The sequence below is a fragment of the Nocardiopsis sp. NPDC058789 genome (genome assembly GCF_042745575.1).
In the GTDB taxonomy this organism is placed as follows: domain Bacteria; phylum Actinomycetota; class Actinomycetes; order Streptosporangiales; family Streptosporangiaceae; genus Nocardiopsis; species Nocardiopsis eucommiae.
Window position 1 is genome coordinate 158,993 of sequence record NZ_JBHYOW010000005.1, and the last position, 18,135, is coordinate 177,127.

Annotated in this window: 16 protein-coding genes and 1 tRNA gene; 9 read left to right on the forward strand and 8 right to left on the reverse strand. The window is 71.2% G+C overall.

Going from position 1 to position 18,135, the window contains the following annotated elements; genetic code table 11:
- Window positions 1–4: 4 nt before the first annotated feature.
- Window positions 5–1,555, reverse strand: a complete 1,551-nt coding sequence (locus ACFW3L_RS08565; protein WP_378737898.1) for an alpha/beta hydrolase — start codon at window positions 1,553–1,555, stop codon at window positions 5–7.
- Between the two features lie 260 nt (window positions 1,556–1,815).
- Here ACFW3L_RS08565 and ACFW3L_RS08570 point away from each other — a divergent pair, with 260 nt between their 5' ends.
- The 5 genes from ACFW3L_RS08570 to ACFW3L_RS08590 all read left to right on the forward strand — a co-directional run bounded on the left by ACFW3L_RS08570 (window position 1,816) and on the right by ACFW3L_RS08590 (window position 5,902).
- Complete coding sequence (locus ACFW3L_RS08570) at window positions 1,816–2,919, forward strand: LLM class flavin-dependent oxidoreductase (protein WP_378737900.1); 1,104 nt, start codon at window positions 1,816–1,818, stop codon at window positions 2,917–2,919.
- 89 nt (window positions 2,920–3,008) lie between these two features.
- Window positions 3,009–4,079: a pirin family protein gene (locus ACFW3L_RS08575; protein WP_378737902.1), complete on the forward strand. Its 1,071-nt coding sequence runs from the start codon at window positions 3,009–3,011 to the stop codon at window positions 4,077–4,079.
- An 88-nt stretch (window positions 4,080–4,167) separates the two neighbouring features.
- Window positions 4,168–4,566, forward strand: coding sequence for a GNAT family N-acetyltransferase (locus ACFW3L_RS08580; RefSeq protein ID WP_378737904.1), 399 nt, complete (start codon window positions 4,168–4,170; stop codon window positions 4,564–4,566).
- Window positions 4,563–5,018, forward strand: coding sequence for a carboxymuconolactone decarboxylase family protein (locus tag ACFW3L_RS08585; protein WP_378737906.1), 456 nt, complete (start codon window positions 4,563–4,565; stop codon window positions 5,016–5,018). The genes ACFW3L_RS08580 and ACFW3L_RS08585 overlap by 4 nt, the downstream gene beginning before the upstream one ends.
- A gap of 158 nt (window positions 5,019–5,176) precedes the next feature.
- Window positions 5,177–5,902: a flavodoxin family protein gene (locus ACFW3L_RS08590; RefSeq protein ID WP_378737908.1), complete on the forward strand. Its 726-nt coding sequence runs from the start codon at window positions 5,177–5,179 to the stop codon at window positions 5,900–5,902.
- Between the two features lie 53 nt (window positions 5,903–5,955).
- Here ACFW3L_RS08590 and ACFW3L_RS08595 read toward each other — a convergent pair.
- From ACFW3L_RS08595 to cysS, 3 genes are all read right to left on the reverse strand, one after another.
- Window positions 5,956–6,028, reverse strand: a tRNA-Thr gene (locus ACFW3L_RS08595).
- Window positions 6,029–6,114: 86 nt separating this feature from the next.
- The gene (gene rlmB / locus ACFW3L_RS08600; RefSeq protein WP_378737910.1) at window positions 6,115–7,089 is read right to left on the reverse strand and encodes a 23S rRNA (guanosine(2251)-2'-O)-methyltransferase RlmB; all 975 of its coding nucleotides are present in this window, start codon (window positions 7,087–7,089) and stop codon (window positions 6,115–6,117) included.
- Window positions 7,090–7,256: 167 nt separating this feature from the next.
- On the reverse strand, window positions 7,257–8,660 hold the full coding sequence (cysS, locus tag ACFW3L_RS08605) for a cysteine--tRNA ligase (protein WP_378737912.1): 1,404 nt from the start codon (window positions 8,658–8,660) through the stop codon (window positions 7,257–7,259).
- Between the two features lie 414 nt (window positions 8,661–9,074).
- Between cysS and ACFW3L_RS08610 the strand changes: the two genes are divergently transcribed.
- Window positions 9,075–11,042, forward strand: a complete 1,968-nt coding sequence (locus ACFW3L_RS08610) for a DUF2637 domain-containing protein (RefSeq protein ID WP_378737914.1) — start codon at window positions 9,075–9,077, stop codon at window positions 11,040–11,042.
- 750 nt (window positions 11,043–11,792) lie between these two features.
- Here the strand turns inward: ACFW3L_RS08610 and ispF are convergent.
- The 3 genes from ispF to phoU form a co-directional block, all read right to left on the reverse strand.
- The gene (gene ispF / locus ACFW3L_RS08615) at window positions 11,793–12,263 is read right to left on the reverse strand and encodes a 2-C-methyl-D-erythritol 2,4-cyclodiphosphate synthase (protein WP_378738308.1); all 471 of its coding nucleotides are present in this window, start codon (window positions 12,261–12,263) and stop codon (window positions 11,793–11,795) included.
- A gap of 31 nt (window positions 12,264–12,294) precedes the next feature.
- Window positions 12,295–12,777 (reverse strand): CarD family transcriptional regulator, encoded by a 483-nt coding sequence (locus ACFW3L_RS08620; RefSeq protein ID WP_026129182.1) that lies wholly within the window; start codon window positions 12,775–12,777, stop codon window positions 12,295–12,297.
- Window positions 12,778–13,131: 354 nt separating this feature from the next.
- Window positions 13,132–13,794: a phosphate signaling complex protein PhoU gene (phoU, locus tag ACFW3L_RS08625; RefSeq protein ID WP_378737916.1), complete on the reverse strand. Its 663-nt coding sequence runs from the start codon at window positions 13,792–13,794 to the stop codon at window positions 13,132–13,134.
- A 124-nt stretch (window positions 13,795–13,918) separates the two neighbouring features.
- Here phoU and ACFW3L_RS08630 point away from each other — a divergent pair, with 124 nt between their 5' ends.
- Together ACFW3L_RS08630 and ACFW3L_RS08635 are read left to right on the forward strand one after the other, a co-directional pair.
- Window positions 13,919–15,112 (forward strand): sensor histidine kinase, encoded by a 1,194-nt coding sequence (locus ACFW3L_RS08630; RefSeq protein ID WP_378737919.1) that lies wholly within the window; start codon window positions 13,919–13,921, stop codon window positions 15,110–15,112.
- Entirely contained in the window at window positions 15,109–15,807 is a 699-nt protein-coding gene (locus tag ACFW3L_RS08635; RefSeq protein ID WP_378737921.1) for a response regulator, read from the forward strand. Before ACFW3L_RS08630 ends, ACFW3L_RS08635 begins: the two co-directional genes overlap by 4 nt.
- Here the strand turns inward: ACFW3L_RS08635 and ACFW3L_RS08640 are convergent.
- A complete protein-coding gene (locus ACFW3L_RS08640; RefSeq protein WP_378737923.1) occupies window positions 15,771–17,390 on the reverse strand; it encodes a PLP-dependent aminotransferase family protein in 1,620 nt (539 codons plus the stop codon). The genes ACFW3L_RS08635 and ACFW3L_RS08640 overlap by 37 nt on opposite strands.
- A 67-nt stretch (window positions 17,391–17,457) precedes the next feature.
- Between ACFW3L_RS08640 and ACFW3L_RS08645 the strand changes: the two genes are divergently transcribed.
- Window positions 17,458–18,096, forward strand: a complete 639-nt coding sequence (locus ACFW3L_RS08645; RefSeq protein WP_378737925.1) for a pyridoxamine 5'-phosphate oxidase family protein — start codon at window positions 17,458–17,460, stop codon at window positions 18,094–18,096.
- Window positions 18,097–18,135: the final 39 nt, after the last annotated feature.

Sequence of the window (18,135 nt, forward strand, 5' to 3'; positions counted from 1 at the left end):
CCCCTCAGAGCGTGCAGGTCGCGTCCGGCTCGGGCACCTCCAGGTCGACCAGGTACCTGGCGGCGGCCTCGTCCACGCAGGCGTTGGTCCCCAGCGAGACGATCCCGTGCCCCTCGCCCTCGACGGTGAGCAGGGCGCTCCCGAGGGTGTCCGCGAGCTCGATCCCTCCCGCGTGCGGGGTGCTCGGGTCACCGGTGATCGACACTACAAGCGTGTCCGGCAGTCCCTCGACGTCCTGGGCGTGCGGGAAGCCGAGCTCGGGCTCGGCGGGCCAGGCCTCGCACCCGTCGCGCGCGCCCTCGGTCACGTCCACTCCCGGGTCCATGAAGGGTGCCTGGGCGTAGGTCGCCTCCCGCAGCTCACCACCCTGTTCCGGGGTCAGGCGATCCTCGTCCATGCAGTTGATCGCGTGGTTGGCCTCCAGCGAGTTCGGCCACCGCCCGTCGGGGCCGCGCAGACCGAAGTCGTAGATGAGCTGCATCAGGGCGTCGCCCCGGCCCTGTTCGACCTCGGCGATCCCCTCGGTGATCCGGGGCCAGCTCTGCGGGGAGTACAGCCCCGCGATGACACCGCCGACCGCCCCGTCGAAGTCCAGCTCGGAGCCCAACGCGGGCACGGGGTCCTCCCGCAGGGGACGCACGATCTCCTGGAACCGCTCGGTGGCCACCTCCGGATCCGCGCCCAGCGGGCAGTCCGCCTCGGCCGCGCACGCCACGGCCATCTCGTCGAACGCCGACTGGAACCCGGCGTACGCGTTGACCCGCCGCTCGAAGCTGCCCTCCAGCGGGCTCATCGCCCCGTCCAGCACCATCGCGCGCACCCGGTCGGGGAACTGCTCGGCGTAGACGGCGCCCAGGCGGGTGCCGTAGCTCTGCCCGAAGTAGGTCAGCTCCTCCTCGCCCAGGACCGCCCGCAGCACGTCCATGTCCCGCGCGGTGTCCCGGGTGCCCAGGTGTTCGAGGACCTCCACACCGCCGGTGCCCTCGGCGCACCGCTCCATGATCTCCCGGGTGTCGTCCTCGGTGAAGCTCACCGTGGTTCCCTGCGACCCCAGAGGAACGACGCCCCTGTCGGCCTCCTCGTCCGTGTAGCAGTCCACGGCGGGAGTGGTGGCGCCGACACCGCGCGGATCGAACCCGACCAGGTCGAAGCGCTCGGTGATCTCGCTCTCCGCGAGCCCGGCGAAGGCCAGGGCGGCGCCCACGACCCCGGAACCGCCCGGACCGCCGGGGTTGTACACCAGCGATCCCGTCGACTCACCCCGCGCGGGCACCCGTAGGACCGCCACCGACGCCCGCTCGCCCTCGGGGTCCTCGTAGTCGAGCGGCACCTCCATGCGGGCGCACTCCGCGCCCGGCGCCAGTTCCAGGAGCGCGGCCTCTCCCGCCGTGTCCGGGTAGTCGGCGCACTCCTCCCAGGCGAGTTCCTGCGCGTGGAAGGCCTCCAGATCGGACGCGGCCGTCTCCTCCGCCGCGCACCCGGCCAGGACCCCGGTCAGCGCCAGTACCCCGGCCCCGACCCGGATCCGTGTTCCTCCTCGTCGACGATGTTCCACGACCACTCCTTCGCTACGTCCAGCACGTCGGAGCCAAGCAGACACCGTGTTCCTGGAACAGGGTCAAGCCGCAGGATCCGCCCCCGTCGGGAGACCGGGGCATCATGAAGTTGATGCGTCATCTATCATCGGAGCACTCCGGCCCACCCGCGCGCCGCCGCCAGCGAGGCACGCGTCCCTCGCGGCTCCGGAGAGCGGCGACGTCCGACCCAGCGCGTCGACCACCCCGGTCGACACGGCGACCACAGGAGACGAGTGCGATGCAGTTCGGGATCTTCACCGTCGGTGACGTGACACGCGACCCCACCGACGGCCGGACGCCGACCGAACACGAGCGGATCAAGGCGTTGGTCACCATCGCGCGGAAGGCCGAGGAGGTCGGGCTGGACGTGTTCGCGACCGGCGAGCACCACAACCGGCCGTTCGTGCCCTCGTCCCCGACCACCATGCTCGGCTGGATCGCGGCCCGCACCGAGCGCATCATCCTGTCCACCTCCACCACCCTCATCACCACCAACGACCCGGTGAAGATCGCGGAGGACTTCGCGATGCTCCAGCACCTGGCCGAGGGGCGCGTGGACCTGATGATGGGCCGGGGCAACACCGGCCCGGTCTACCCGTGGTTCGGACAGGACATCCGCCAGGGCATCCCGCTGGCGCTGGAGAACTACAACCTCCTGCACCGGCTCTGGCGCGAGGACGTCGTCAACTGGGAGGGCAGGTTCCGCACCCCGCTGCAGGGCTTCACGTCGACCCCGCGCCCGCTGGACGACGTGCCGCCGTTCGTCTGGCACGGCTCCATCCGCTCACCGGAGATCGCCGAACAGGCCGCCTTCTACGGCGACGGCTTCTTCGCCAACAACATCCTCTGGCCCAAGCGCCACTTCCAGAAGCTCGTCGGCCTCTATCGCAGGCGCTACGCCCACTACGGCCACGGCAGGGCCGAGCAGGCGATCGTCGGGCTCGGCGGCCACGTCTTCATGCGGCCCCGCTCCCAGGACGCCGTACGGGAGTTCCGCCCCTACTTCGACCACTCCCCCCTGATGGGCGGCGGACCGTCACTGGAGCAGTACATGGAGGAGACCCCGCTGAGCGTCGGCAGCCCCCAGCAGGTCATCGACAAGACCCTCACCTTCCGTGAGAGCTTCGGCGACTACCAGCGGCAGCTGTTCAACGTCGACAGTGTCGGCATCCCCCTGAAGACCGTGCTGGAGCAGCTCGACATCCTCGGCGAGGAGGTCCTGCCGACCCTGAGGAGGGAGTTCGCCAGGGACCGGCCGACCGACGTGCCCGACGCCCCCACGCACGCCTCACTTCTCGCCGCCCGTGAGGCGGAGGGCACGGCCCCGCCCGCGAGGGCCTGAGACCGGACGACCGACGCGGGAGTCCGCCCCCCCGTTCCGGCCCCGGCAGTCCGCCGCGGCCGCACCCAGGCACCAGGAGAGGAACCACGATGACCACCACGGAGAACCACCCGGACGCCTTCGTGTGCGCCGAGGGGGGCCTCCCCGGCCCCCGGGCCTCTTACGCGGGCGGAGCTCCGGTGGAGATCATCACCGCCCGCTCCGTGCCCCTGGGCGGGCCCCGCTCGATCGACGTGCGTCGCACCCTCCCGCAGAGGCAGCGTTCACTGATCGGCGCGTGGTGCTTCGTCGACCACTTCGGACCCCACGACACGGCGGCCACCGGAGGGATGGACGTGGCTCCGCACCCCCACACGGGCCTCCAGACGGTCACGTGGCTGTTCGACGGCGTGATCGCCCACCACGACTCCGGAGGGAACGCCGCGATCGTCGTTCCCGGACAGATGAACCTGATGACGGCGGGAGCGGGCATCTGCCACTCGGAGACCTCCACCCCGGAGGCGGAACGGCTCCACGGAGTGCAGCTCTGGGTCGCCCTTCCGGACGAGGTCCGGCACAGCCCGGACCGTGGCTTCGAACGCCACACCCCCGAGCGCGTCGAGTTCGCCTCGGGATCGGCGCTCGTGTTCCTCGGTTCCCTGCTCGGATCACGGTCGCCGGTGCGCACGTACACGCCCTTGGTGGGGGCCGAGCTCCGACTCGACCCCGGCGGCGTCCTCGAACTGCCCGTCGATCCCCGCTTCGAGCACGGACTGCTGGTCGACACGGGAGAGGACGTCACGCTCGAATCCGTGCACGTGCCCAGGGACGCGATGGGCTACACGGGTGTGGGTGTCCGGACCCTGCGGGTGGCCAACGACGGCGACCGACCGGCCCGACTCGTGCTCCTGGGCGGTACCCCCTTCGGCGAGGAGGTCCTCATGTGGTGGAACTTCCTGGGCCGCTCGACCGAGGAGATCCGGCGCTACCGCGAGGAATGGCAGAACCACGGGGAGAGGTTCGGTCGCGTCGAGGGGTACGTGGGGCACGGCGGACCAGGCAGGAACCGCGAGGGAATGATGAGGATTCCGGCCCCCGACCTGCCGACGGTGCGGATGCGTCCCAGGAGGAATCCGCCGCCCCACCCCCAGCTCGACGGTCGGACGGCACCGCGTGAGTGACGCCCCAGGGCACGCGGGAACCCTCGGCCACACCACGATCGACCGGGACGAACCGCGTCCCGGCGGAGCAGCAGGAGAGGTATCCGACATGACCGAACAGCGAACGGACCGGACCGGCGCGCCCGTGTCCGTCGACCTCCGCCGGACGGGTGCCGTGGGCGCCTACACGGTGAGCGTGGACGACGGCACCCTCGCCGGACGCGCGGACTTCGTCGACACTCCACGGGCCACCGACGAGCGGGTCTTCTTCCACACCGAGGTGGACGCCGAGTTCGGCGGCCGGGGCCTGGCCGGACTGCTCGTCCGCGAGGCGTTGGCGGACAGCATCCGCAGGAACCTCACCGTCGTGCCCGTGTGCCCGCTCTTCGCCAGGCACCTGGAGAGGCACGGGGACGAGTACAGGGCCGAGGGCGGGAGGTTCCGCCGACCGAGACCCGCCGACCTCGCGCTCGTCGAGGAGACGGTCCGGAACGCGGGTGACGCGTGAACGCGGAGCGCCCCTACATCGACAAGGAGCACCCCAAGGTCTACGGGGCGATGCTCAGGGCCGCCGCGGCCTCCCGGGCCGCGTCCCACGAGGCCGGTCTGGGCGACGACCTCATCGAGTTGGTCAACATCCGGGTCTCCCAGATCAACGGGTGCGCGACCTGTCTGAGCATCCATCTCCCCAAGGCCCGCGAGGCCGGGATCGAGCAGAGCACCCTGGACGTGCTGCCCGCGTGGCGCGAGACGCGCCTGTTCACGGACGCGCAGAGGGCCGCGCTCGAACTGGCGGAGTCCCTCACCGTGATCGACCCCGCCGTCGACCGGCGGGCCGTCAACGCCCGCGCGGCCGCCCACCTGACCACAGCCCAGATCTCCGCCGTGGAGTGGACGGCGACCCTGATCAACGCGTTCAACCGGGTCTCGATCGCCAGCGGGCACCCCGTGCTGCGGTAGGTCGGAGCCCGCCCAACCTGCGGGGAGACGGTCCTCGCGCGTCGCCGCCGTGTCGGCGGTGGTCGGGCGGCGGATCCCTGATAGCTGATTCACCAACAGGCACGCGGCCACGTGCCCCGCGCAGCAACAGCACGGACCCACTTCCGGAAGGACACCCCTTGACCACCTCCGTCACCGAGCGGCCCGACTTCACCGGGCTGCGCGCGACCTACGTCAACTGCACCCTCAACCGTTCTCCGGAGCGCAGCCACACCCAGGGGGTGATCGACCGCAGCGTGGCGATCATGGAGGCGAACGGGGTCAGTGTGGACCAGTTCCGCGCCGTCGACCACGACATCGCCACCGGTGTCCGACCGGACATGACCGAGCACGGGTGGGAGATTGACGCGTGGCCGGCACTCCTGGAGCGGATCCTGGCCGCTGACATCCTGGTCATCGCCGGACCGATCTGGCTCGGTGACAACAGCTCCGTGACCCGCCGGGTGATCGAGCGGCTCTACGGCTACTCCGGAGTGCTCAACGACCAGGGTCAGTACGCCTACTACGGACGCGTCGGCGGCACCCTGCTCACCGGCAACGAGGACGGCCTCAAGCACTGTGCGATGAGCATCCTGTTCAGCCTGCAGCACATCGGCTTCACGATCCCGCCCCAGGCCGACGCGGGCTGGGTCGGTGAGGTCGGGCCCGGTCCGTCGTACCTGGACGAGGGCTCCGGCGGTCCGGAGAACGACTTCGCCAACCGCAACATCAGCTTCATGGCCCACAACCTGATGCACACGGCGTCGATGATCCGCCGGGCCGGGGGGTTCCCGGCCTACGGCAACCAGCGCGCGGCGTGGGACGCGGGCTGCCGACCGGAGAACGCCAACCCCGAACACCGCTGACCACGCGGAACGACTCTGGCCCGGTCGGGTGACCGGGCCAGAGGAAGCATGAGAGCCGACGAGGGGACTTGAACCCCTAACCTATCGCTTACAAGGCGATTGCTCTGCCAATTGAGCTACGTCGGCCGACCGCCGGAGCGCCTGGCCCCGGTACGTCCCAGCAGAATGGTACCGGGTCCGGCGCCGCGTGGCCTACTCGGCACCGTGCCGGACTAGCCGGCGTCGGCTCCGCGGCGACGGGCCACCTCGTAGAGGGAGACCCCGGCGGCCACGGAGGCGTTCAGGGACTCGGCGCCGCTGATCGGGATGCTCGCGACCACGTCGCAGACCTCGCGGACCAGGCGGGAGAGGCCCTTGCCCTCGGAACCCACGACGATCACCAGCGGGCCGGTCGCCAGCTCCAGGTCGGGCAGCTGGGTGTCGCCACCCGCGTCCAGACCGGCGACGAACAGCCCCGCCTTCTTGTAGATCTCCAGCGTGCGGGTCAGGTTGGTGGCCTGGGCCACCGGCAGCTTGGCCAGGGTTCCGGCGGAGGTCTTCCACGCGGACATCGTCACGCTGGCGGTACGGCGCTCCGGGATGAGCAGGCCGTGCGCGCCGAAGGCGGCGGCCGAACGCGCGATGGCGCCCAGGTTGTGCGGGTCCGTGACCCCGTCCAGGGCGACGATCAGCGGCGGGGTGTCCGACGCCAGCGCCCTGTCGAGCAGCCCCTCGGCCGCCCAGTACTGATACGGGCGGACCTGGAGGACGATGCCCTGGTGGGTGGCGCCCGGCAGGCCGTTGCTCTCACAGCGACGGTCGAGGTCGGTGCGGTTGACCTCCACCACGTCCACGCCCTGGGCGCCCGCGAGCTTGGCTGCCTCGTTGACGCGGTCGTCCGGGTCCAGGCTGTTGGCCAGGAACAGGCGGGTGGCGGGCATACCCGCGCGCAGGGCCTCCACCACGGGGTTACGGCCGATGAGGAGGTCGGAGTTGTCCGGCCGGTTGGGCGAGCGCTCCTTGCGGGGGCTGTCCGAGGCCGCCGGGCCGCCGGTCTGCGCGGCGCGCTTGTTGGCCTTGTGCCGCTGCTTGCCGTCGTACCAGTGCCGCTGCTCCGCGGGCAGGGTGCCGCTCTTGGCCTCCAGGGAACGCCGACCCTTGCCGCCGCTGCCCTTCGTGGGGCCCTTCTTACTCTTCTTCGCCGGCATGGTCGCCGCCTCCCGTTACGTGTCGCGAGCATGCCGGAAGGACTCTTCCGGCCGATGGGGTAGCCGCGGCGCCGAGGGGCGGCGGCAAACTCCCAGCCTAGTGCCGACCCGGCACCACACGCGTCGGTACCGGGGCCGGTCCCGCACGGCCCCGGTCACGGCGGAGCTCAGCCCTTGCGCAGGTCCCAGCGCGGGCCCTGCGGGGTGTCCTCCACCACCACACCGGCGTCGGCCAGCTGGTCGCGGATGGCGTCGGCGGCCGCGTAGTCCTTGCGCCCGCGCGCGGCCTGGCGCTGTTCGAGGGCGACGGCCACCAAAGCGTCCACGACCTCGGTCAGCCCCTGGTCCCCGCCGCCGCACCACTGCTCGCTCAGCGGGTCCAGGCCCAGCACGGAGAGCATGGTCCGCAGTTCGGCGGCGAGCTCCTGGGCCCGTTCCTTGTCACCGGCGGCGAGCGCGGTGTTGCCCTCGCGCACGTGGCCGTGGACGATCGCCAACCCCTGGGAGACGCCCAGGTCGTCGTTGAGCGCCTCGGTGAACGCGGGCGGGACGTCGGCGGCCGGGGTGATCGCGCCCAGCACCTCGACGGCACGGGTGAGGAAGCCCTCGATCCGCTGGTAGGCGGCGGCGGCCTCCTGGAGCGCGGCGTCGGAGTACTCGATGGTGGACCGGTAGTGGGCCTGGCCGAGGTAGTACCGCAGCTCGACCGGGCGCACCTTGCGCACCACCTGCGGGATGAGCAGCGAGTTCCCGATGGACTTGCTCATCTTCTCGCCGCCGATGGCCAGCATGCCGTTGTGAAGCCAGTACTGGGCGAAGCCGTCGCCCGCGGCGCGCGACTGCGCCTGCTCGTTCTCATGGTGCGGGAAGATCAGGTCGATCCCGCCGCCGTGGATGTCGAAGCTGGGGCCCATGTACTTGGTGGCCATCGCGGAGCACTCCAGGTGCCAGCCCGGACGGCCGCGCCCCCAGGGGGTCTCCCAGCTGGGCTCGCCTGGCTTGGCGCCCTTCCACAGGGCGAAGTCGCGCGGGTCCCGCTTGTCCCGGTCCGGGTCGGAGTCGGCGGACTCCACGACCTGGTCGAGGCGCTGGTTGGAGAGCTCCCCGTACGCGGGGTGCGAGCGCACGTCGAAGTAGACGTCACCCGAACCGTCGTCGGCGGCGTAGGCGTGCCCGGCGTCGATCAGGCGGCGCATCAGCTCGATCATCTCCGGCACGTGGCCGGTCGCGCGCGGCTCGACGGTGGGCGGCAGGCAGCCCAGGGTGTCGTAGGCCCAGGTGAAGGCGCGCTGGTTGCGCTCGCTCACCTGCCACCACGGGACGCCCTCCTCGGCGGCGACCCGGATGATCTTGTCGTCGATGTCCGTGACGTTGCGGCAGAACGTCACCGCGTACCCGAGGTGGGTCAGCCAGCGGCGCAGGATGTCGAAGTTGACACCGGACCTGATGTGGCCGATGTGCGGGGGTGCCTGCACGGTGGCACCACACAGGTACAGGGAGGCACACCCCTCACGGATGGGGGTGAAGTCTCGGACCTGTCGGGCACTGGTGTCGTAGAAGCGCAGACTCACGTTGTCAAGACTATCCGTTCTCCCCTGACCGGGGCATCACAAACCAGTAAGCACCACGGCTTTGGTACGGGGTTCTCCCCGAGACGCGGTCCGGATCTCTCCGGACAGCCCGGAGAACTCATATGGGGCGAGCCGTATCGGCCTCGGCCGGATGTGAGATGACCCGGTGTTCCGACCCCTCTCCGGAGGGGGATCGCCCGGCACGCTCCGCCGACCGGGGCGGGTCGGCGGAGCCCACCCGTCGGCACCGGCGTCGGGTAGCAGCCGGAATCGGCCGGAATCTCGTGTTCGTGGCACCGCCTGGACTACGCTTCGGTGACGATGGCCCCTTTCAACAACGCCCCCGAGACAGGGACACGGAACGGTCGGACCGCGAATCGCGGCGCGGGAGCCGGTGCTCTCGTCGGTGGCGCCGTGTTCGTCAGTGTCATCGCCCTGTGCGCCCTAGTCATCGCCTACAACGGCATCTACCGGTTCGCCCTGATCGTGCATCACGAGGGCGGCTTCCTCCCGCACGTCTTCCCGCTGACCTTCGCCCTGCTGGTCCTCATGGCCTTCTGGGTGAGCTACGTGCTGCGCGCGGCGCCGCCGAGTGAGCGTCTCTGGGTGGACGTCGTCCTCATCCCCCTGCTGATCCTCGCCGCGGCCGTGCCGATGGTGCTGCACAGCATGGACATGGTGGACCGCATCGCGGCGAACCACGAGGGGATCGTCCAGGTGGTGGTGGCGGTGGCACCGCTGGCCGCCCTGCTGGTGGCGTTCCTGCTGTGGATCACCGTGCGCGCGCACGTCCGCAGGCGCAACAGCCGGGGTCGTCCACGCGCCAACCCGGCCGACGACCGCGCCACAGTGCTGCGCCCGCGTCCGGGGCCCGAAGACGCCCCGCCCCGCGACGAACGCGGGACGGAGACGCTCAAGACCCGGCTGCTGCGCCTGGGCTCGGACGACGAGGACGAGGACCCGGCGAACGGGCCCGAGGACGCGTCCCGGACGGCGCCGCTGCCCGCCCGCGTCTCCACTCTGCGCCGCGACCGTGAGGAGCGGGAGGAGGAGAAGGAACTCCTCGAACGCGAGGACCGGGAGCGCGAGGACCGGGAGCGCGCTGAACAGGAGGAGCGCGAGCGGGAGGAGCGGGAGCGCGCGGCCCGAGCCGAGCCGGAGCGGGCCGAAGTCGAGGAACGCGAACGGGAGAGCGGAGCGACCGTCGAGGTCGGCTCCGTGGGTCTCTCCGAGGACGGGGGCGTCCGTTCCGACGCCGACGACGCGGACTCCCCGACGGAACCGATCACCACTGTGGAGGCCGGGCACGAGGATCCCGGCGAGGCCTCCGTGCCCGCGCTGCCGCTTCCTCGCCGTGCCCGTGACGGCGACAACCCGATCAGGCGCGCGGCCGCCGAGCCGCCGGTGGTGCCCGCCCCGACCCTCTCCCCCGAGTCCGAGTCCGAGGCCGACGCCAAGGCCGAGTCCGGTCACGACGTCGGGCACGAGGCCGCGAACTCCGCTGACCTGGTCACGGACTCCGACCGCCTCGCTGACGAGGGGTTCGAGCACGACTCCCCGGTGGCCGACCCCAGCACGGACGAGGCGGAGGCACCGGTTCCCGCTCCGGTCGTCCCGGAGCCCGAACGGACACCGCAGCCCGAGCAGCGGCCGGACCCCGAACCGGCCGTCGCTGGGCCCGGCACCGGGGAGGGAACCGGTTCCGAGGCCGGGGGAGCCCGGGAGGACCGTCGGGGAGACGGTCCCGTGGAGCTGTGGCCCGAGGGCGAGACCGGGTCCGGCGCCCTGCCCGAGATCGAGGATCTGCCCACCGTGGCGGAGGAGACGGCGGGAGCGGAGTCCGGGACCGTGGACGACCACGGAGGGACGCCCCTCTGGGAACCGCCTTCCGAGCACACGGCCCCCTCTCCCCTGGCCGACTACGTGCCCCCGGTGTGGACCCCTCCCGAGGACGACACCCCGGCCGAGGCCGCTCCCCTGGTGGGACGGGCGACCGGTGGGGCCGAGGGGCCGACCCCGGCACTGGACCACGACACCGGCCCCGAGGTGCGGGCCGCCTTCCGGATGGGTTCGGTGCCGCCCGGTGCCGCCCGGCCCGAGCCGGAGCCGCTGCCCGAGCCCGAGCCGCTGCCGGACCACGAACCTGAGCCGGAGGCCGAGCCGGAGCACGACCCCGAGCCCGAGCCCGAGCCGGTGGCTCGGCAGGAGCCCGAGCGCGAACCCCTGACGGAGCGCGCGCCCCGCACCGGTCCTCGCTCGCTCAGGTCCCTGGAGAAGCGGCCGATGGTCCTCAAACCGAAGCGCCCGCCCCTGCCGGACTTCGCCTCGGGTCCGCCCTCACGCCGCGTGCGGAGTGAGCCGCTGCCCCCCGAGGACCACTGAGCCGGACGGTCCGAAGCGAGGCCGCGAACACGGGACGTCGGCCCCGGAGCCCCTGGCTCCGGGGCCGACGTGTGTCCGGGGGCGTGGGAGCGGAGCAAAGGAGCCGGGGCCCGCACGGGTCGGAGCAGGTGAGCCTCAGGGCGCTGAGCCGAGCCGCATGGGTGCGGGGCAAGAGAGTTGGGGACCGCCGGTACGGAGCAAGCAAGCCTGCGGGCACGGCACACGGGCCACACCGGTAGGGAGCAAGCGAGCCCGTGGGCACGGCACCGGGCCGCAGGGCAAACGAGCCGGGTCGCGTCGGTGCGGAGCAGGCGAGCCTGAGGGCACCGCACCGGGCCGCGTGGGTGCGGGCAGCACGAGGCGGGCGGGAGCGGAGGATCCCCCAGAATCGACGCTACGCGTGCCGCAGGGGGTTCACCAGGGCGGTCGGTGCACCTGTGGACGACCACCGGCCGCGCCCCGTGGACAACACCGGAATCGCGCGCAAGGGACTGGGGAGGGCGGGTTTCGGCCCCCTGACCAGGCACTGCGTCACGGACCGGATACCGCCTCCCACGTCGCCGGAGCGAGGGCCCCGCCCACCCCGAGTGGCCGACGGTCAGCGCCCCTGCGCAGGGAACACCGTCAGGCGGTGCGCCACGCCCGACCTCCCCCACGCCACTGGGCGTGGGGGAGGTCGGGTGTCCCGTGGCCACTGCTCAACGCAGGGAGGGCGGTCCCGCGCCCGCGGGACCGCCCTCCGTGCGTGTGTCAGTCCCGGGGAGCGCAGAGGGCCGTGGCGACGGCCGCGATGCCCTCACCCCGGCCGGTGAGGCCCAGACCGTCGGTGGTGGTGGCCGACAGGCTCACCGGCGCACCCACGACCTCGGAGAGGGTCTTCTCCGCCTCGTCGCGCCTGGGAGCGAACTTGGGTCGGTTGCTGATGATCTGGACGGCCACGTTGCCGATCTCGAATCCGGCCGCGTGCACGCGAGCGACGGTCTCGGTGAGCAGGGCCGCGCCCGAGGCGCCCTTCCACCGGGGATCGGCGGTGCCGTAGTTGGAACCGAGATCCCCGAGTCCGCAGGCGGACAGCAGCGCGTCGCACGCCGCGTGGGCGGCGACATCACCGTCGGAATGGCCGCTGACACCCTCTTCACCCGGCCATTCCAAACCGGCGAGAAAAAGTGTTCGTCCAGGAGAAAACGGGTGGACGTCGGTACCGACGCCCACCCGAGGCATTTTCGTCATGAATTACGTGATTCCGCGAGTATCAGTTCGTCAGAACCTCGTCGAGGAGGGCTTCCGCCTTGTCCTCGTTGGTCTTTTCCGCGAGTGCGAGTTCGCTCACGAGAATCTGCCGGGCCTTGGCCAGCATCCTCTTCTCGCCCGCGGACAGGCCACGTTCCTTGTCCCGGCGCCACAGGTCCCGAACGACCTCGGCGACCTTGTTGACGTCGCCGGACGCCAACTTCTCCAGGTTCGCCTTGTAGCGCCTGGACCAGTTGGTGGGCTCTTCGGTGTGAGGTGCGCGCAGCACCTCGAAGACCTTGTCCAGGCCCTCCTGCCCCACCACGTCACGAACGCCGACATCCTCGGCGTTCGCGGCCGGCACACGCACCGTCAGATCGCCTTTGTCAACCCTCAGAACGAGGTAGGTTCTGTCCTCGCCCTTAATGGTGCGAGTCTCGATCGCTTCAATACGAGCAGCCCCATGATGGGGGTAGACAACAGTGTCGCCGACCTTGAAAGCCATGTGACAGGTACCCCTTCCGCTACCACAAGGATACCACGAATCTGTGACTTAACGTACCTATTAGGTTTGCGAACACGCAGGTCAGGCCACACATTTTAGGTCTTGACAAAGTGTACCCGAGGAGTCCCGGCCGCCCGGTCGGAGCGCCTCGGAGAGCCCTCTACCCCTGCTGGCCAGCCGAAGCGCGGCTTGACGCGGACGCGGATCGGGGTAGGGTTCGCCCCCGCCCGACCACCCTCCGCGAGCGTCCACAGCGACAAAGGTCACGATTTCGGATCGGGTTGGCCCACCCGTGACCCGTCCGGATCTCCGAGCCCGGCCAACCCGACCGCACCGCACGTCATGGTTCCGTCATCAGGCCTCGGGCTCGTAGTCCTCACGCTTCTCGCCCGTCACCATGTAGACCAGGTTGTCCGCCACGTGCACCGCGTGGTCACCGAAGCGTTCGTAGAACCGGCCGACCAGCGTCACGTCCATGGTGGCCTCCACCCCGTACTCCCAGCCCGGAGCGAGGATGCGCTGCAGCAGCTTGCGCCGCAGCCGGTCCATCTTGTCGTCGTCCTTGTCCAGCTCCAGAGCGGTGTCGGGGTCCCGCTCCATGATCACCTCACCGGCCTTGATCACCAGGAGCTCCGCCTGGTGCCCCATCTCCAGGACGATGGAGCGGACCGGCTTGGGGATAGCGGAGTCCGGGTGGCGGCGCCGGGCGATCTTGGCGAGGTGAACGGCGTGGTCACCCATCCGTTCGAGGTCCCCGCGCATCGACAGGGCGGTGATGATCGTCCGCAGGTCGGAGGCGACCGGCTGCTGTCGCGCCATCAGGCTGAAGGCGGTGTCCTCGATCTCCTGGTCGAGGCGGTTGAGCTCCTCGTCACCCGAGATCACCTCCTGGGCCGCGTTCAGGTCACTGTCCAGCAAGGCCGTGGTGGCCCGCGCGACGGCGTGCCTGGCGAGCCTCGTCATCTCGACAAGGCGTTCACTCAGGCTGTCTAGGTCCTCATGGTAGGTATCGCGCATGTCCTCAATGCTCCCAGTCTGTGTTTGAAGAATCGGCCAAGAGTTGGTGAACTGTGAAAGAACCTCGGTTGTGTCACATGCTCTGACCGGGTAAAGCCCCAGTCCGCACGTTTACGATCGAATCGTGCAAGGGGAACTTCTCGCCGCGGTCGTCGGCATCATCGGGCTCGTCGTGGGCGTCGCCATCGGCGTCGTCGCCGCCAGCCCTCTCTTCCGTACACGCACCACGGGAGAGGAAGCGCCGTCACCCCGCCACGACGGCAGCACCCTCCCGCAGGGGGTGGCGGAGGTGCTGTCGGCGCTCCCCTCCTCCGCCGTGGTGCTCGACTCCGGCGACCGGGTGCTGCGCGCCTCCTCCGCCGCCAGGGCCTTCGGCCTCGTCCGAGGCGAGGAACTGGTCATAGGCGAACTCCTCACGCTGGCCCGCAAGGTGCGGCGTGACGGGGTGATCCGGGAGACCGACATCGAGGTGGCCGTCCGCAAGTTCGGCCCCGACGCCACGTCCTTCGCCGTGCGGGTCGCCCCGCTGGGCGGCACCGGCCTGGTGCTGGTCCTGGCCGAGGACCAGACCGAACACCGCAGGGTGGAGGCGGTCCGGCGCGACTTCGTGGCCAACATCTCGCACGAGTTGAAGACCCCCGTGGGCGCGCTGTCCCTCCTGGCGGAGACCGTACAGGACGCCAGCGACGACCCCGAGGCGGTGCGCCGCTTCACCGGTCGCATGCAGACCGAGGCGTCCCGGCTCACGGCGGTCATCCAGGACCTGATCACCCTCTCCCGTATCCAGGGCGCCGAGCCCATCGCGGAGCCCGCCCCGGTGGACCTCGGGTCGATCGTCGAGGAGGCGATCGACACCGTGCGCATGCCCGCCGACGCCAAGGGAATCGAGCTGGTCGGCAGCGGTGCCGAGGGGCTCACGGTCCTGGGTGACGAGGCGATGCTGGGGACCGCCCTGCGCAACCTCATCGCCAACGCCGTCGCCTACAGTCCGAAGAACACGAGGGTCGCGGTGTCCGTCGGGACCTCGCGGAGCAGCGTGGACATCAGCGTCGCCGACCAGGGGATCGGCATCCCCCAGCAGGACCTGGAGCGAATCTTCGAGCGGTTCTACCGTGTGGACGCCGCTCGGAGCCGGGCCACCGGTGGTACCGGTCTCGGTCTGGCCATCGTCAAGCACATCATGACCCACCACCGTGGAGAAGTGACCGTGTGGAGCAAGGAGGGGTCGGGTTCGACGTTCACACTGCGTCTGCCCCGACCCGAGAGCCGGGAGCTCGACGCGACCCGGAACGACAACCACCAGGAGACGGCACAGTGACGCGCGTACTCGTAGTAGAGGACGAGGAGTCCTACAGCGACGCCCTGTCGTACATGCTGCGCAAGGAGGGCTTCGAGGTCGCGGTCGCGCCCACAGGGACCGTCGCTCTGGAGACCTTCGACCGGACCGGCGCCGACCTGGTCCTGCTGGACCTCATGCTTCCCGGGCTCTCCGGCACCGAGGTGTGCCGGACCCTGCGGCAGAAGTCCAACGTCCCCGTCATCATGCTCACCGCCAAGGACTCCGAGATCGACAAGGTCGTCGGTCTGGAGCTGGGCGCCGACGACTACGTGACCAAGCCGTTCTCCTCCCGTGAGCTGGTGGCGCGCATCCGCGCGGTGCTGCGCCGCCGGGGTGAGGACGAGATCGTCCTGCCCGCCGCGCTGGAGGCCGGTCCCGTCCGGATGGACGTGGAGCGGCACGTCGTGACGGTGCGCGGAGACAGCGTGCAGCTCCCGCTGAAGGAGTTCGAGCTGTTGGAGGTGCTGCTGCGCAACGCCGGGCGGGTGCTCACCCGGATGCAGCTCATCGACCGCGTGTGGGGCGCCGACTACGTCGGTGACACCAAGACCCTCGACGTGCACGTCAAACGTCTGCGCGCGAAGATCGAGGAGGACCCGAGCAGCCCGCGGTACATCGTCACGGTGCGCGGCCTCGGCTACAAGTTCGAGCCCGTCACCGTCGAGGTCGAGTAGGGCGCGGGAGACCCCTCCGGGTCCCTCTCCCCTTCCCTCCCCGATCTCCTTCCCCGTGTCCCGGGTCGCGGTCGCGCCGCGTCCCGGGACCTCCGGGACGACAGGTCACTCTCTCCCGGGCCGGGGCCACCGCGCTCCCCGGCGTGGCGTTCCACGGCGCGGGCCAGGACCTCGCAGGCGCGGCGGAGTTCCGTGCCGCCCGCCGTCCCGTAGCCGATGACCAGGCCGTGCACGCTCGGGTCGCCGTGGCACGTACTGCTGGTGTCCTCCACCAGGACGCCCTCCTCAGCCGCCGCCGCGATCACCGGCGCCACCGCCTCCTCGGGCAGCGGGAGCAGCACGTGCAGCCCGGCGGTGTCCCCGCCGATCCTGGGGCCGAGGTGTTCCACGAGCACGGCGCGGCGGCGGGCGTACTCCAGGCGCATCCGGCGCAGGTGCCGGTCCAGGTCCCCGCGTTCCAGCAGGAGGGCCGTGGCGGCCTGGACGGGGCCGCTGGTGCGGTCGGACAGCTCGGCCCGTACCCGCGCGAGGCGGTGCAGCAGGTCGGGTTCGGCCACGACCCAACCGATGCCGAGGTCGGGGTCGAGGGTCTTGGAGAGGGTGCCGAGCAGGACGACCCGCTCGGGGTCGAGCCCGTACAGGGCGGGCAGGGGCGCCACGTCGTACCGGAACTCGGCGTCGTAGTCGTCCTCGATCACCACGGCGCCGGTTCGTCGGGCCCAGGCCAGGAGGCGTTCGCGACGAGGCAGGGGGAGGCGTCCGCCCAGCGGGTACTGGTGGGCGGGGGTGGTGTAGACGAGCGCGAGGTCGTCGGACAGGTCGTCGGGGCGGATGCCGTCGTGGTCGACGGGGCAGGGAACGATCTCGGCTCCGCGTGCGGCCAGGATGGTCCGCGCCTTCCCGTAACCGGGCTCCTCCACCCCGGCGCGGAAGCGGGCCGTGGGGGCCGACGCCGCGCCGGGCCAGCCCTCCCGGCTGGCGGTCAGGGCGCCGACCAGGTCGATCCCGTTGCCGGTCCCTCTGGTGACCAGGACGTTCTCGGGCCCCACCCGTACGCCCCGGGTGCGGCGCAGGTGTTCGGCCAGCAGGGCGCGCAGCCCGGGGTGTCCCCGGGGGTCGGGGTCGTCCGAGGGCGGGATCTCGGCGGCGTGCCGCCAGGCCCGGCGGAGCGCGGCGCGGTCGTGGTCGCGGACCCAGGCGGCGCCCGCGCGCAGGTCCACGACCCCGGCGCGGCGGACCTCGTCCCGTGAGGGGCGCCCCCGTACGGGTTCGGCACCGTGTGCGGGTCGTGGTCGGGCGGGGGCCGACGGTCTCGGCAGGGGCCCGTGCTCGGCCACGAAGGTGCCGGAACCGTGGCGGCCGTCGAGCCAGCCCTCGGCGTAGAGCTGCTGGTAGGCGTCGGTGACCACCGTGCGGCTCACTCCGAGCTGCCCGGCCAGTGCCCGGCTGGAGGGCAGCCGTTCCCCGGCCCTGAGCGCCCCGGTGGCCATGGCCTCCCGCAGGGCGCCGGACAGCTGCGCGGTGAGCGGCGTGGGGTCGGCGCGGTCGAGGCGGACGGGCGGTTCGGTGAGGTGTCGGCGCACAGTGGTCTTTCACTTCCTGCCAGAAGTGGCCATGGTTCGGGTATCCACTTCTGCCTACCGTAGACCCATGCTCTCCACCACCGAACGCACACGGCTCAACCGCGCCAAGCACAAGACCCGGACCGACCGCGCCGAACTGTACGACCTCCTCGACGAGGGGTTGGTGTGCCATATGGGCGTGGTCGTCGACGGTGCGCCCCGGGTCGTTCCCACGGGGTACGGGCGGATCGACGACACCCTGTACCTGCACGGATCGACCGGTGCCCGGTCCCTGCGGACGGAGGGCGAGATGTGTGTGACCGTCACCCTGCTGGACGGGATCGTCCTGGCACGCTCGGGCTTCCACCACTCCGTGAACCACCGCTCCGCGATGGTCTTCGGAACACCGCGCGTGGTCACCGACGAACGGGAGCGCTGGGACGGGCTGCGGGCGATCACCGAGCAACTGGCTCCGGGGCGGTGGGACGCGGCCCGCCAGCCCGACGCCAAGGAGCTGGCCGCCACCAGGGTGCTGGCGCTGTCCCTGGAGGAGGCGTCGGTGAAGGTCCGCACGGGCCCGCCCGGCGACGACGAGGAGGACTACGCCCTGCCGATCTGGGCGGGCGTGCAGCCGGTCCGGACGGTCTTCGACCCGCCGGTCACCGACCCGGCCCTGGTCCACGACCTCCCTGTCCCGGAGCACGTCCTGGCCCGTGTGACGCGGTGACGTGTGACCCGGCGGGCGGCACGCCGCCCCGCCCCGGCC

Bases quoted from the DNA above. Each gene is read 5' to 3' on its own strand.
- ACFW3L_RS08645 (WP_378737925.1), top strand. From the start codon at position 17,458: ATGCTCTCCACCACCGAACGCACACGGCTCAACCGCGCCAAGCACAAG.
- ACFW3L_RS08580 (WP_378737904.1), top strand. From the start codon at position 4,168: ATGACCGAACAGCGAACGGACCGGACCGGCGCGCCCGTGTCCGTCGAC.
- ACFW3L_RS08620 (WP_026129182.1), bottom strand. From the start codon at position 12,777: ATGGCTTTCAAGGTCGGCGACACTGTTGTCTACCCCCATCATGGGGCT.
- rlmB (WP_378737910.1), bottom strand. From the start codon at position 7,089: ATGCCGGCGAAGAAGAGTAAGAAGGGCCCCACGAAGGGCAGCGGCGGC.
- ACFW3L_RS08575 (WP_378737902.1), top strand. From the start codon at position 3,009: ATGACCACCACGGAGAACCACCCGGACGCCTTCGTGTGCGCCGAGGGG.
- ACFW3L_RS08570 (WP_378737900.1), top strand. From the start codon at position 1,816: ATGCAGTTCGGGATCTTCACCGTCGGTGACGTGACACGCGACCCCACC.
- phoU (WP_378737916.1), bottom strand. From the start codon at position 13,794: ATGCGCGATACCTACCATGAGGACCTAGACAGCCTGAGTGAACGCCTT.
- ispF (WP_378738308.1), bottom strand. From the start codon at position 12,263: ATGCCTCGGGTGGGCGTCGGTACCGACGTCCACCCGTTTTCTCCTGGA.